At 62.8% G+C, this 14,327-nt stretch carries 12 protein-coding genes; 8 read left to right on the top strand and 4 right to left on the bottom strand.

The window, feature by feature from the left end; translation table 11 throughout:
- The first annotated feature begins 232 nt into the window (after positions 1-232).
- Positions 233-2,131: a beta strand repeat-containing protein gene (locus ACPS74_RS06250; RefSeq protein ID WP_425622392.1), complete on the top strand. Its 1,899-nt coding sequence runs from the start codon at positions 233-235 to the stop codon at positions 2,129-2,131.
- A gap of 2 nt (positions 2,132-2,133) precedes the next feature.
- Positions 2,134-2,706 (top strand): hypothetical protein, encoded by a 573-nt coding sequence (locus ACPS74_RS06245; RefSeq protein WP_029648557.1) that lies wholly within the window; start codon positions 2,134-2,136, stop codon positions 2,704-2,706.
- 64 nt (positions 2,707-2,770) lie between these two features.
- Here ACPS74_RS06245 and ACPS74_RS06240 read toward each other — a convergent pair whose 3' ends face one another.
- Positions 2,771-3,031 (bottom strand): GCG_CRPN prefix-to-repeats domain-containing protein, encoded by a 261-nt coding sequence (locus tag ACPS74_RS06240; protein WP_029648558.1) that lies wholly within the window; start codon positions 3,029-3,031, stop codon positions 2,771-2,773.
- Between the two features lie 209 nt (positions 3,032-3,240).
- On the opposite strand from ACPS74_RS06240, the gene ACPS74_RS06235 reads away from it, so the two are divergent.
- A complete protein-coding gene (locus tag ACPS74_RS06235; RefSeq protein WP_029648559.1) occupies positions 3,241-4,779 on the top strand; it encodes a YifB family Mg chelatase-like AAA ATPase in 1,539 nt (512 codons plus the stop codon).
- A gap of 9 nt (positions 4,780-4,788) precedes the next feature.
- The gene (locus tag ACPS74_RS06230) at positions 4,789-6,504 is read left to right on the top strand and encodes an ATP-binding protein (RefSeq protein WP_029648560.1); all 1,716 of its coding nucleotides are present in this window, start codon (positions 4,789-4,791) and stop codon (positions 6,502-6,504) included.
- Between the two features lie 108 nt (positions 6,505-6,612).
- Here ACPS74_RS06230 and ACPS74_RS06225 read toward each other — a convergent pair whose 3' ends face one another.
- Positions 6,613-7,491, bottom strand: coding sequence for a pirin family protein (locus tag ACPS74_RS06225; protein WP_029648561.1), 879 nt, complete (start codon positions 7,489-7,491; stop codon positions 6,613-6,615).
- Positions 7,492-7,619: 128 nt separating this feature from the next.
- Here ACPS74_RS06225 and ACPS74_RS06220 point away from each other — a divergent pair, with 128 nt between their 5' ends.
- A complete protein-coding gene (locus tag ACPS74_RS06220) occupies positions 7,620-7,946 on the top strand; it encodes a DMT family transporter (protein ID WP_029648562.1) in 327 nt (108 codons plus the stop codon).
- 53 nt (positions 7,947-7,999) lie between these two features.
- Here the strand turns inward: ACPS74_RS06220 and ACPS74_RS06215 are convergent, their stop codons facing one another.
- Complete coding sequence (locus tag ACPS74_RS06215) at positions 8,000-9,112, bottom strand: amidinotransferase (RefSeq protein ID WP_029648563.1); 1,113 nt, start codon at positions 9,110-9,112, stop codon at positions 8,000-8,002.
- A 366-nt stretch (positions 9,113-9,478) separates the two neighbouring features.
- Between ACPS74_RS06215 and rpmI the strand changes: the two genes are divergently transcribed.
- Positions 9,479-9,679: a 50S ribosomal protein L35 gene (gene rpmI, locus ACPS74_RS06210; RefSeq protein WP_014890449.1), complete on the top strand. Its 201-nt coding sequence runs from the start codon at positions 9,479-9,481 to the stop codon at positions 9,677-9,679.
- A gap of 38 nt (positions 9,680-9,717) precedes the next feature.
- Positions 9,718-10,083: a 50S ribosomal protein L20 gene (rplT, locus tag ACPS74_RS06205; protein WP_018409162.1), complete on the top strand. Its 366-nt coding sequence runs from the start codon at positions 9,718-9,720 to the stop codon at positions 10,081-10,083.
- Between the two features lie 100 nt (positions 10,084-10,183).
- Here the strand turns inward: rplT and ACPS74_RS06200 are convergent, their stop codons facing one another.
- Positions 10,184-12,658, bottom strand: a complete 2,475-nt coding sequence (locus ACPS74_RS06200; protein ID WP_162231961.1) for a hypothetical protein — start codon at positions 12,656-12,658, stop codon at positions 10,184-10,186.
- A 135-nt stretch (positions 12,659-12,793) separates the two neighbouring features.
- Between ACPS74_RS06200 and lpdA the strand changes: the two genes are divergently transcribed.
- Positions 12,794-14,233: a dihydrolipoyl dehydrogenase gene (lpdA, locus tag ACPS74_RS06195; protein ID WP_029648565.1), complete on the top strand. Its 1,440-nt coding sequence runs from the start codon at positions 12,794-12,796 to the stop codon at positions 14,231-14,233.
- The last annotated feature ends 94 nt before the right edge of the window (positions 14,234-14,327 follow it).

Genomic DNA, 14,327 nt, shown 5'->3' with positions numbered 1-14,327 from the left:
ACTTCAAGGATTTGCGATTAGCTTGCGAGTTCGTTGCGCTTTTCTGCGCGCCTCCCGCACTGTCTCCAATTTATCACAGCTGCCCGAAATGTGGCCAAAGCGCGCGTCAAACAGGGCCTTCGTCGTTGACTGTGCATGCCCGATTAAATTTTATTCATCGGGACCACTTCTCCGCGGCTCGGCAAATTCGCGGTTCGGTGCTCTTCGCAGTCCAAGGAATGGGAACTGACCTATGACCAAACTGTCTCAGAAACTCATCAAGCCCAAAAATGGTTCCATCAACTTGCGCCGCGCTCTGATGGGCAGCGTGTCTGCGCTCTCCGCGGCTCTGCCCTTTGCGCAGTCCCCCGTGGTGGTCGGCGCCGCCACGGCGACCGGCGCCATCCTTCTGGCTTCCTCTCCGGCGAACGCGTTGATCTGCTTGAGCGTCAACCCGATCCTCAGCGGCGCGACGGATTCCGGAAAGACCAACAACACCGCTTGCGGCCTGAACGCCAAGGCGGGACCTGGCAGCACTGACGGCGATACGGCGTATGGCAATCAGTCAGTCGCCAATGGTAAGGGCCCCGACGCGGCTACGGCGGTCGGCTCTTTCGCTAATGCGACAGGCGGCGGCGCCACGGCGGTCGGCAACGACGTCGTCGCCAACGGCGCCGGTGCGGCGGCCTTCGGCGGGGATGACCCGACTCTGGGTGCGACTCAGGCGGTTGGCGATAAGACGACTGCGGTCGGCGCCGGCGCGCAAGCTGTCGCCGCTGGGGCCACGGCGCTCGGCAATGGCGCAATTGCGAACAAGGCGAACGCCACGGCCGTCGGCGCTGGCACACAGGCGACTGGAAACGCTTCGACCGCGGTCGGCAATGCGGCGGCGGCCACTGGAAATAACGCTATCGCGATCGGCGCTGACGCTGGCGGCGCCACGGCGAGCGGCGCTTTCTCGACCGCGATCGGCGATAACGTCAAGGCGACCAATACTGAGTCGCTCGGCGTCGGCTCCAACACCAATGTGACGGGCGCCTTCTCGACCGCCGTGGGCAATAACAACAACGTGACAGGCACCACCGCTCAAGCGTTCGGCACGACCAACAATGTCACGGGCGCGAACGGCACGGCGGTTGGCGCGTTCAACAGCGCGACTGGCGCGAATTCATTCGCGGGCGGCGTCGGAAGCTCCGCCACCGGAGCGAGCGGCATTGCCCTCGGCAATGGCGCGACGGCTGGACCGGGCGCTAACGCGATCGCTATCGGCACCGGCGCTGTGTCGCTTGGCTCTGTCGCGATCGGCGCTGGCGCCCAGGCGGGCACAAAGTTGGCGCCGAGCATTCGTTCGACGGCTCTCGGCACCAACGCTAAAGCCAATCTCGCCAACACTTCATCGGCGGTTGGCACGGACGCCGACGCCAGCCTGAGCGCTGGCTCCTCGGCCTTCGGCACGGGCGCGACAGCCGTCGCCAGCGCTGGTTCGTCGGCCTTCGGCTCGGGCGCTAACGCTAATGCTAGCCTGGGTTCCTCGGCTCTTGGATCGGGCGCAACCTCGACCGGCAGCGTTGGTTCGACGTCGATTGGCTTGAACGCCAACACCAACGGAACCGTGGGCTCGACCGCCATCGGCGCCAACTCCAGCGCCAACGGCTTCAACGGCTCGACGGCTTTGGGCGCTGGCGCGACCAACACCGCCAACAACCAGATCATGCTGGGCACGGCGGCCAATACCTACCAAGCGCCTGGCATCACGTCTGCCGCGAGCCTGGCCTCGCAGGTTGGCGTGACCAAGTTCACCACCACGGACGCCCAGGGTCATCTCGCGACCTCCCAGTTCGGGCCGAACGATATCGCCGGTCTCCAGGCCGGCGTCCTGGGGCTGTCGCAGAGCGTGTACAGCCTTGGCAGAGGGGTGCAACGCGGTTACGAGGGCACGGCTGTCGCCGTCGCGCTCGGCGGCGCCAGCTACCTGCCGGACCACAAATGGTTCTCGGTCACCGGCAACTTCGGCACCTTCCGTGGTCAGTACGGCCTTGCCGCTCAGGCGCAGCTGCGCGTGAACGATTGGATGGTGGTCAATGCCGGCATCGGCGCGGGCCTCAAATACGGCGGCGTCGCCGGGCGTGCGGGCGTGACCCTGGCCTGGTGATCATGATCGTGAAGATCAAGCACATAATGCTCGCGGCCCTTGTGGCCGCGAGTTTTTTTCCGACGATGGCTTCGGCGCAATCGCCTAAGCCGAGCCCAGCCAGGCCTGCACAGGCGCCCAAGCCCGCCGATATCGACAAGAATGGCGTTCTGATTTTGATCCGATCGACTCTGCTTGCGCTCGATCAGGCCAACAAAACCGGCAACTATACGGTTCTGCGCGATCTAGGCGCGCCGGCGTTCCAAGGCAATACGGCGGCGCGCCTCGCCGAGATCTTTGCCTCTCAGAGAAAGGACAATCTCGATCTCTCTGGCGTGGCCGTGCTCGAGCCGCAGCTCAGCCTCCTGCCGCAAATAGAGAGCGGAATGATGCACATGTCTGGGTTTTTCCCCTCCGTGCCGACGCAGATTCGTTTCGAGCTGCTCTATGCGCCGGTCCAGGGCCAATGGAAGCTGTTCGGCCTCTCGGTTTCGCTGGGGTCATCAGGTCCTACGGCGCCGAGCGACGCGCCACCCCCGGCCGCGGAACAGCCAAAAGGCGGGACAGGACTTCGCCCCTCTGGGCAAAAGCCCTGACGTCGTTCGGTAAAGACGCCGCCGAGGCGCCGGGACGGTTCGCCGCCCCGGCTTTTCACTGAACTTAATAATTTGGCCAGCAGCGGCGGCCGTAGGGGCCGAGATGGAAGCCAGGCGGGCAGGCGCGACCGACGCCGTATCCTCCCCACTGTCCGCCCCAGCGGCAGCCGCCATAGGGACCGCGATGGCCGTAGGGCCCGCAACCGCCATAAACCTGCACGATCGGCGCGCCCGCCGTCTCACTTGGCGCGAGCGGCATGGTGGCGTGGGCCGGCGCAGCCACAGCGGCCGCGAAAACGAGCGCGAGACCCGTCCTCAATTTCATCTCCAATCTCCTCCTTAGACCAGATTAACGCGCGGCTGGCGCGCCGCGCCCTCAGAATATCATCGCGCGAACAGAAACTTGGCAATTTCAATCTGCGTTTTAGGTTAGTGCTGGCGCGGCTATGTTCATATAATGTTCTTGCGCTGAGTTCGCGCGGCAGTTAAGCTGTCGACGATAATTTGCGCAAAAGAATTTCTCGGGAGCGCGCGATGGCGGTGAGGGTGGCGACGGTCGCGTTCGAAGGCGTCGAGGCCCGTCCCGTCGACGTTCAAGTGCAGATTTCCAGCGGCGCGGTCGTCTTCAACGTCGTCGGCCTCGCTGATAAGGCCGTCGCCGAGTCGCGCGAGCGGGTGCGCGCGGCGCTGATCGCTTCCGGCCTGGCGCTGCCGGCGAAAAGAATCACCGTCAATCTCGCCCCCGCCGACATGCCCAAAGAGGGAAGCCACTATGACGTGCCGATCGCGCTTGGGGTCATGGCGGCGATTGGAGCCATTCCCTCCGACGCGCTCGAAGGATTCGTCGTGCTTGGCGAACTCGCGCTCGACGGAACGCTGACGCCGACGGCGGGCGTCCTGCCGGCGGCGGTGGCCGCCAACGCCCGGGGCTTGGGACTGATCTGTCCGAGCGAATGCGGGCCGGAAGCTGCCTGGGCGTCGAGCGATATGGAGGTGATCGCCCCGCGCTCGCTCATCCAGCTCGTCAATCACATCAAGGGCGCGCAGGTTCTGGCCCGGCCTGAGCCGGCGGTGCGCAGGCTCGCCGCCGATCAGCCCGACCTTTCCGACATCAAGGGACAGGAGACCGCCAAGCGCGCGCTCGAAATCGCCGCCGCCGGCGGCCACAACCTTCTGATGAGCGGCCCTCCGGGCGCGGGAAAATCGATGCTCGCCGCGCGGCTGCCGTCGATCCTGCCGCCGTTGACCCCGCGCGAATTGCTCGAAGTCTCCATGGTTCATTCGGTGGCGGGGCAGATTGCGGGAGGCGAACTGACCGACCGGCGGCCATTTCGCGCGCCCCACCATTCCGCCTCGATGCCGGCGCTGGTCGGCGGCGGCTCCCATGCAAAGCCTGGCGAGATTTCGCTTGCCCATAACGGCATCCTTTTTCTCGACGAATTGCCCGAGTTTCAACCGCAAGTGCTGGACAGCCTGCGTCAGCCGCTCGAGACCGGCGAGGTGGCGGTGTCGCGCGCCAATCATCGCGCCGTCTACCCAGCGCGCTTTCAGCTTGTCGCGGCGATGAATCCCTGCCGTTGCGGTCATGCGATGGATCCGGGCTACGCCTGCAAGCGCCAGCCCAATGAACGCTGCGTCGCGCAATATCAGGCGCGGCTTTCGGGACCGCTGCTCGACCGTTTCGATGTGCAGATCGAGGTGCCGGCGGTGACCGCCGCCGATCTCGTGTTGCCGCCGCCGTGCGAGGGTTCGCGGCAGGTCGCGGCGCGCGTCGCGCGCGCCCGGGAGATTCAGCGCGCCCGTTACGACGCTCTCTCATTGCCAAGGGTGGCCGCCAACGCCGCCGCGCCGGCGGCGGTGATCGAGCGCGCGGCGCGTCTCGACGCTGCGGGCACGACGCTGATTCGGGACGCGTCGGAGCGCTTCGGCCTCACGGCGCGCGGGTTTCACAGGGTCTTGAAGCTTGCGCGCACCATCGCCGATCTCGACGGCGCTGAGTCCGTCGGCCGACCGCATCTCGCGGAAGCGCTTTCCTATCGCGCGGGGCTTGCGTTCGGGCGCCTTGCGGCCTGATATGGGCGCATGTCCTTAAACCATATTGTTATTTTGGTCGCGGCGCAGCTCGTCATTTTGTTGCTGGCGGCGTCTATTTACATTGCCCTGCGCGGGCGTGGCCGCAAAAAGGTCGAGGCCGAACTCGAATCGTTGCGCGACGAAATTTGGGAGCTGCGCGCCGCCGCCGCCGCTCGCGACAGGGCGGAAGCCGCCAGTCTCGCCAAGTCGCGCTTTCTCGCGGCAGTCAGCCACGAATTTCGCACGCCGCTCAACGGCGTCATGGGGCTGGCGCAACTTCTCGCGATGACCAAGCTCACCGCCGAACAGGCGAGCTATGTCGAAGCGATCGGCGATTCGAGCCGTTCGCTCTCGCAGCTGATCGACGATATTCTGGATTTCTCCAAGATCGAAGCCGGCAAGTTCGAGCTGCGCCACGAAGCCTTTGCGCTCGCGCCCTTCGTCGAAAGCGTGGTCGAATTGCTTGCGCCGCGCGCGATGGCGAAAGGGCTGGAGCTTGCCAGCGTCATCTCGCCTGATACGCCGCGCGAAATCGTGGGTGATTCGGCGCGACTTCGGCAGGTGCTCGTCAATCTCATCGGCAACGCGGTGAAATTTACCGAGCGGGGCGGCGTGGGCGTGCGCGTCGCGCGCGACGGCGCGCGGCTGCGCTTCGAGGTGCACGACTCCGGGCCGGGCGTGCCCGAGGCGGCGCGCGAGGCGATCTTCGAGGAATTCGAACAGGCCGATCCTTCGGAGAACCACCCGCAGGCGGGCACAGGGCTCGGTCTCGCCATCTCTCGCCGTCTCGTCGCCAGGATGGGCGGCGCGCTGGCGCTCGTTAATTCAACGGACATGGGCGCGGTTTTCGCCTTCACGCTGCCGGCCCCGCCAATCGGCGAAGAGCCCGCGCCGGCGCCGCTTTCCGGGCTTAAAACGCTGATCGTTGCGCACAGCATCTTTGAAGCGCCCTATCTCGCGGAGAGCTTGCGTTTCGCCGGAGCCGAAGCGGAGATCGTCGCGGCGGAGAACGCGCCCTGCGCGCTGCATGGCGCGCGCGAAAAGCCCTTCGACGCCGTCATCGTCGATTGCGCGCTGGGCCCGCAAATGACCGCGCAGTTGGCGAAAGTCGCTCGCGGCGCGCAGGCGGGACGACTGTTTCTGCTCTTCTCGCCGATCGAACGGCGCGCCTTCGGCGAGGACGCCTTGTGCGACTTCGACGGCTGGCTGGTGAAGCCGGTGCGGATCGCATCGCTGATCGCCCGTCTGTCGCCAGAGAGCGCCAAGGCGCCGGCGCCCGAGCAGGGCGCGGCGACCCAGGCGCTCGCCGGGGTGAACGCCCTTGTCGCCGAAGACAATGATATCAACGCGCTTATTCTCATGCGTCACCTCGCGAAGCTTGGCGCGAAGGTGACGCGCGCGGAAAGCGGCGCGCTCGCGCTCGCACGGGCGCGCGAAGCGATCGAGGGCGTGGGCGAGCCTTATGACGTGATCGTCATGGATCTTTTCATGCCGGATTTCGACGGACGCGAGGCGAGCCTCCGCATTCGTGAGGCCGAGGCGCGGGCAGGCGCGCCGCGCACGCCCATATTGGTGCTTACGGCCAGCGCGCGCGAAGAGGACGAGCGCGCCGCCCGCGCCGCCGGAGTCGACGCTTTTCTTACCAAGCCGGTGGAGTTCAGTTCGCTGGCGGCGACGATCGAAGAGCTCAGATTGGCGCCGCGTCGCAGCAGAGCTTCCTCTTAGAGCAGGTTCCCAAAAGGTTGACAGACTTTTTCGATGAGAACCTGCTCCAACATTTGTGTTTGAGCGATTTCCTATCGACCACATGAGTCGATGTGATCGGAAAGCGCTTTAGCCGCCCAGCGGCGCGATGACGCCGAACCGTCCCGATTGATAATCGGTGAAGGCCTGACGCAATTCATCCTGCGTATTCATCACGAACGGACCTTGTTGCGCCACGGGCTCGTCTATCGGTTCGCCGCTCATGACGATCAGCTTCACGTCATTGTTGGCTTCAAAGGCGATGTCGCCGCCTTCCTCCTCGAATACGACAACATCCGTCGCGCGTGCGATCTTCTCGCCATTGACTTCGACCGTTCCTTCGAGAATGGCGACAAGCGCCGTATGTCCTTCCGGCAGCGTGAACCGAGCGCTCTTTCCCGCGTCGATCCGCACATCCCAAAGATCGATCGGCGTCGCGGTTTGCGCAGGTCCGCGATGCCCGTCGAATTCGCCGGCGATAACGCGAACAAGCCCGGCGTCGCCGGGCAGATCGACGCGCGGAATGTCCTTGTCGAGGAGAGTCTGGTAGCGCGGGGGGCTCATCTTATCGCGCGCCGGCAGATTGACCCAAAGCTGCACGACCTCGAACCGTCCGCCCGACTTGCCGAAGCTTTCGGAATGAAACTCCTCGTGAACGACGCCGGAAGCGGCGCGCATCCATTGCACGTCGCCGGGACCGATCAGTCCGCCGGCGCCGGTTGAGTCGCGATGCGCCAGTTCGCCGTCGAGGACGATCGTCACCGTTTCGAAGCCGCGATGCGGATGGGCGCCCACGCCGCGGCGCTCGGGCGTCGGTGAAAAGTCAAACGGTCCCGCGTAGTCGAACAGCAAGAAGGGGCTCACCTGCGCGCCATGTTCGTGATGCGAAAACAGCGAGCGTACGGGAAAACCGTCGCCGACCCAGTGCATGGAGTCCGGGGCGGGGTAAACGTCGATGATTCTTCTCATGATGAAGGCTCCTTGCGGCCTATGTGGGCGGCGTCTCGCGAAATGCAAATCCGCGGTTCTTGACGGATTGGACCGCAAAACCCACAAGTCCGGACGCGGCGACGACGTCGGCAGGCAAGGACGGTTAGATGGACTGGATCATCCTTTTTATCGGCAGCATCTGCGAAGTCGGCTGGCTCATCGGGATGAAATATGCGCAAGGATTCACGCGCCTCTGGCCTTCGCTCATCATGGTGTTCTTCATGGCGGCGAGCGTCGGATGCTTGGGCATTGCGGTAAAGACGATTCCCGCCGGCACGGCCTATGCGGTGTGGACCGGCGCAAGCATCGCGGCGGCGACCTTGGTGGGCGTTTTCCTGTTCAACGAACCGACCACCGTGCTGCGGCTGGGATCAATTGGCCTCATTCTCTTGGGCATCATCGGCCTGCGGCTTGGCGGCGTGAACCTGAAATAGAAATCGCCCGGCGCTCCTTGCGAGAAGCGTCGGGCGAAACAAGCGCGATTGTCTCAAAAATAGCTTTCGAGCGTTCCACGCCGGCGCACGTCGAGCGTCGCGCAATGGAAGGCGCCGCCGAACGCCGCATAGTGCAGGAACGAACAGGGGATCGGCTCGTAGCCCCATTTCTCCATCTGACGCATCATATTTGTGTGATGCGGATCGACGATGACGCGCTTCTCGTCGATCGCCAGAATGTTCATGCTGAGCCATTTGCCGCACATCGAGGTGATTGCGAGAATGCGGTCGTTGATCGGATCCGGCTCCGGCGCGACGAGAATATCCCATTTCTTCAGGATATCGGGCAGCTCATCCGGATTGATATATTCCGGATTGATCAGCAGGCGGCCGGGCCCCAGCGGCAGAATCGTCGTGTCGATATGCATCGGATTGGGGCAGCGGCTCTTGATCTCGTGAATCCGATAGCCGTCGCCAAGATGGCGGCGCAGCCAGTCGATGCCCATCGCATTGGTGACATTGGAGCGCGTCACGAAAAGATCGCGGCCGCAGCGGAAGAAATCGGCGGCGTCGAACACCGGCTCGAATTCGGTGAGAATGTAGCGAATCTCTTCGCCCTTCTCCGGCAATTTGAAGTTGGGATCGAACAGTTCGTCGGTGAGCTGCGGCTTGGGCGCCGAGGTCCAGCGCGCGCCGCGTCGGAAATAATCCTTGAGGATCTCCCGATAGGAGTGCGTTTCGAAATAGCGGCAGGGCCAGGCCATCGGGGTTTCGAGGATCTCGTCGCCGATCACCAGCATCGAGTCGCGCGGGCAAGAGTTGCAGAAGCCGCGCGACGACCAGTGAGGCGTCGAGAACTTCGCCTTGTGATTGACCGCGTCGGGCCGCGTCACCTTGACGCCGAGCGACTCGAGCAAAGCGATGAAACCGTCGAGCTCCTGCTGCGCTGGCTCGATCATGAATTTCGGAAAGCGGAACCCGGCGGCGAGCGATTGGGCGCGCGCGGCCATGCCGGGAATGTTGCAGGTGACGACCGGATGGTCGGAAGGGATCGTGGAGCCTTCGAGGCGGCCGACGATGATCTCCTCGAGTGGATCCCACTCATTGTGGGAGTTGACCGGACAGTCCGCGGCAATCGCGGTCCCCATAGTTGCATGTATATTCATAATGCGCCCCGGATCGTTTCCAGCGAGTGACATCTAGCGCTTTCCGACTGTTCTTCAATCTTACGAAAAAACGGCGTTACTTCTTTGGTTTAGCGTCGCGCTGCTTGGTCTTTCTCGCTTTGTTGCCGACTCAAGCCTTCTTGGCGGTCGGACTATGTCGCCAAGAGGCGGAGCCGTCTACACCAGGCGCTCTCAAGGCTTGTGCGGACTTGCGTTTCCCCCGGCGTTGGGCAATAAACCGCGCTCTACAGAACCGCCCGGCCAGTGATGGGCTGCCGTGGCGGTTCTTTCGCTCGCGCGAACAAGCGTCGTTTGGACCAGTTTCCTGCGGCGCAAACAACAGGGCCTAGCGCCCGGGAGAGCAAAATGCCCAAACTGAAGACGAAATCCGGCGCGAAAAAGCGCTTCAAGATCACCGGCACCGGGAAAGTGGTCTACGCCCAGCAGGGCAAGCGCCACGGGATGATCAAGCGGACGAACAAGCAGATCAGAAATCTGCGCGGCACGAACGTCTTGTTCAAGACTGACGGCGACAACGTCAAGAAATACTTCCTGCCGAACGGCTGATCGCAAAGAGCGCACTATTTCCGCAAAGGAGTTTCGTCATGGCTCGCGTCAAACGCGGCGTCACATCGCACGCCAAGCACAAGAAGACCCTCAAGGCCGCCAAAGGTTTCTACGGCCGCCGCAAGAATACGATCCGCGCCGCCAAGGCCGCCGTCGACCGCTCGATGCAATATGCGACGCGCGACCGTAAGGCGAAAAAGCGCGTGTTCCGCGCGTTGTGGATTCAGCGGCTCAACGCCGCCGTCCGCGAGCACGGGCTGACCTATTCGCGGTTCATCGACGGGCTCGCCAAGGGCGGGATCGAAGTCGACCGCAAGGTTTTGTCGGATCTCGCCATCCACCAGCCCGAAGCCTTCGCGGCGATCGTGGCGCAGGCCAAATCGGCGTTGCCGCAGGCCGCCTGAGACTGGCGTCTTCGAACAATTCGAGCCTCCCGCAGCCGGCTGCGGGAGGCTTTTTTTTTTGGAATGTTTACTATTCTTGGCCGCCTGTTTCCGGGCGCTTTCATCTCGCGCGCCGATGAATTTTGGGGGCGTCCGCCACCGGCCGATTTGGCTCTTGAGGCATAGGCGCGCTCTGCAATTCGGCTGGCGGTGTCGGCAGGGGCCATCGTGTTGGCCGATCCATGACGAACTGATTGATCGCGCAAATGAACGAACTGAACATGAAGCCTCCATGGCTCATGAGCACGTCGTCATAGGCGCGCATGTTCCAGAACGGGTCGTTCGCGCGCGTGATCGGGAGCATTCCCGCGAGCCGGAAGCCGTGAGTCATCTCGACTGCTGGATGACCGCCGCTGCCGCGAGGATTCGCAGGATCGGGGTCGAGCGGCGGGGCCAGTATCGCGCTCTCCCACTGAGTGCCATTCGTTTGCGCCCTTCGCGCCCGCGTTAGCCAGTCGTGGCTGACAGCGCAGTTTAGTGAGGGGTCGGCGGGGATATCCTTGTAATCCGCCTGACTGGGCGGCGCCCAACGGATGCTGCGAATTTCATGCGTCGTGCCGAGCTGGCGGGCCGGCATGCGAAGAGTATCGACGAGATTCACCGACGATCGCGGCGGGTCGAGATGGCCGATCGTGCGCGAAGACTCGATATCCGTATTCTGGAAGGGAAGATCGCTGACGAATTCTCCAACCCTTTGCCAAAATCTCAGCGCTCGCTGATCTTGTCGGTTTTCGGGGAGGCTGAAGTTTTCGCAGGCGGCGCGCAAATCTCGTGCGACGCCAGCGATCATCGCGCCAAGGGGACGCAGGTCGCCGCGAAAAAGCGGAAAAGCGAGATAGGTTGCGAGGTCAGATTTTATGCCGATTTTCTTTTTTCGATCGATATTCTCCACCGCTTGATCGAGCGCAAACGGCGTTCTCAGCGCCCCGCAGGCGCGGTCGTCGGGGTTCGGCGTCTCGTCATGGAAGATGAACTCCCCGGGTTTTTTTGCCTCTAGGAACTGCTTGTATCTCGCGCATATTTCGTCTGGCGAATTCACATCCTGACCGAGCAAGCTCAGTTTCTGACGCATCGCTATGGCGCAGTCTCCGGGCCGGATCCCTCCTGGCGGCCAGGAATAGGCCGAGGTGACTGAAATCACGACAGGACTTTGATGAGCGGGAAAAAAGCGGTGGCCCGCCATGAGGTCGCCTTCGCCCTCGAAGAAAGCGACTTTTTCCCAGACGGCGCGCTGAACATCAGTCCATTTGGAGGCTTCTGCGGCAGGGTTAATGAGAACCACGAGATCGCCGAGCGGGGGGTAAAAATAGGCGTTGGCGCCCGGATGATTATGCACCGCCTTGATCAAATGGTCTTTCAAAGCCGTGGCCAGCATGTTGCCGCCGAGGCTATGACCGATCACGATCATCTTGTTTGGATTGTCGCGTTGCTTTGCCTTCGTCCCGGGCTGTTTGTTGAGAACCTGCTCGATTTTCCTCAGCGCCATAAGGGCGTGCGGCGCAATATATTCGCTGACGGGTTTGCGGTCGAAGAGGGTCAGCGTCGCGACGCCGGAAGCGAGCGAATCGCCCCAGGAATTGATCCAGTTCTTCCAGCACAAGGGTTTTTCGCTGGGCAGAACGCCGTTAGAGCACTGTGAGGCGTCGCCATCTAAGAGCGCGCCCACGGTATTGCCCATAGCGATGAAGGGAAGGTGCAGTCGCGTCTCGTTCAGGCGCGCGCCTCGCCAGCCGACGTACACCGCCGTCACCTCGCGCCCGCAATGCTCGCTTTCGCCAGCGGTGCACCGGTCGCGAAGGTATCGCGCGACATGCGCCGCGTAAGCGCGAAGATCGGTGACGTTGCCGTCGCCGATCGATGCGTCATGTCGCCAGCCATGCACGAAGACGATGACGTAATTGCTGTGCTTGACGGCATTCCCGAATTCATCGGCGTGGGTGCGCTTTTCAACTGCTCTAAGATGCGCGTTGAGCGCCTCAAGTTGTGTGATCGGCTTCCATGAGCTGCGTTCGATATAGCTCACGCGATCGGTCAATTCGTTCATGGTGAATAGCTGATGAGGGTCCTTGATCAGCTCGAACGGCTCGCCATCCTCCTTGAATTCCAGAAAGGCCAGCGTGTAACCAAGCGCATTCGATCGATTATTGTCGTCAGCGCGAGGGACAGGAACTTCGTGACGCTGTATCGCACATTGAAATCTCGTGTCCCAACGACCTGCCTCATCCTTGAGCGCCGCTTCATTTTCGGCGTTGCCATAGGCCGCGAGAATATTCCATGCCGGCGACGCGTAGTCTCCGTTTTCGCCGATCCGCATGTTGCAATCGCGCGAGTCGGGATCAAGAACGCGATAGGGGTGGTCCTTCGGCGTGGAAATGGCCCAAGCGGTCACGAGAACCGTCAGAAAGGCCAGGAGCAAAAGACGCACGACAATTATTGAGGCGCGCCAGATGAAACGAGGGGCGCGACGCAGACCAGCGAGGAGCTTGAAAGAAAGCGAACGCAGCGAGGCGGTCGCAGATGCAAGACGGGCGCTCACCAAAGCCCCCTTATGGTCAGGTGACTGCAAACGTCTAAACAATATATGCTTTTCCTTCAGGGCGTAAATTTTCGTGAATTTTTAGAGTTTGCCGACAACGCTGAAGACTGAGTCACTGGGAAGCTAGGACGAAGCATGGCCGACACATATGATCTCATCGTCATCGGCGGCGGGCCCGGCGGCTATGTCGCCGCGATCCGCGCCGCGCAATTGGGTCTCAAGACGGCGGTCGTCGAGCGCGAACATCTCGGCGGCATTTGCCTGAACTGGGGCTGCATACCCACGAAAGCGCTGCTGCGCTCGGCCGAGGTCTATCGCCTCGCCAGCGAGGGCGAGCGGTTCGGCGTTTCGCCAGGCGCCCTGAGCGCCGACGTCGCGCGCATCGTCGCGCATTCGCGCGAGGCGGCGACGCGGCTCAATGGCGGCGTGGCGTTTCTGCTCAAGAAGAACAAGATCGACGTGATTTGGGGTGAGGCGACGCTTGCCGGAAAGGGCGAAGTGCGCGTCGCCGCGCCGACCAAACCGCCCATGCTGCCGCAATCGCCTTCCCCGAAAACGAGGCTCGACCACGGCGTCTATCAGGCGAAACACATCATCATTGCGACCGGCGCGCGCCCGCGCGTTCTGCCGGGCCTCGAGCCCGATGGGCGCCTCGTCTGGACCTATTTCGAGGCGATGAAGCCGGAGCGCTTTCCGAAATCGCTGCTCATCGTCGGCGCCGGCGCCATCGGCGTCGAATTCGCTTCATTTTATCGGACGTTCGGCGTCGAGGTCATTCTCGTCGAAGCGCTGCCGCATATTCTCCCGAGCGAAGACGAAGAGATCGCCGCTCTGGCGCATCGATCGTTCAAAAAGCAGGGGATCGACATTCGCGTCGCGACGACGGTGACGGGCGTCGAGAAGAAGGCCGACAGCCTCGTCGTCACGCTGAAACCCGCGGACGGCGAGACGCAGACGCTCGAAGTGGAGCGCGGGCTGTCGGCGATCGGCGTCGTCGCCAATGTCGAAAATCTCGGGCTAGAGGCGCTCGGCGTGGCGCTCGAGCGCGGCGTCATCAAGATCGACGGCTTCGGGCGCACCAATATTGAAGGCGTTTACGCGATCGGCGACGTCGCCGGCGGCCCGATGCTTGCGCATAAGGCGGAGCATGAAGGCGTCAGCTGCGTCGAGGCGATCGCCGGCTTGGACGCGCACGCGCTCGACAGATCGCGCATTCCAGGCTGCACCTACTGCCATCCGCAGGTCGCGTCCGTCGGTCTGACCGAGGCGAAGGCGAAAGAACAGGGGATCGACGTCAAGATCGGCCGCTTCCCCTATCTCGCAAATGGCAAGGCCATCGCGCTCGGCGAACTCGAAGGCGTCGTGAAGACGATCTTCGACGCCAAGAGCGGGCGGCTGCTCGGCGCGCATATCTTCGGGGTGGAAGCGACGGAGCTGATTCAGGGCTTCGTCATCGCCATGAATCTCGAGACGACCGAAGAAGAGCTGATCCGCACCATCTTTCCGCATCCGACGCTGTCGGAAACGATGCATGAGAGCGTGCTGGCGGCCTACGGCCGCGCGATTCATGTTTGAGCCGAAAGCGGGGTGTCATTCCCGACGCGCGCTTTGCGCGCGATCGGGAATCCAGACTCATAAAAAATGTCTGTGACGTTGCTCTGGATCCCCG

Source organism: Methylocystis sp. SB2 (assembly GCF_049817085.1).
GTDB lineage: Bacteria > Pseudomonadota > Alphaproteobacteria > Rhizobiales > Beijerinckiaceae > Methylocystis > Methylocystis rosea.
Note: the sequence above shows the minus strand (reverse complement) of the source record. Positions and strands in the feature narration are given on the sequence as shown.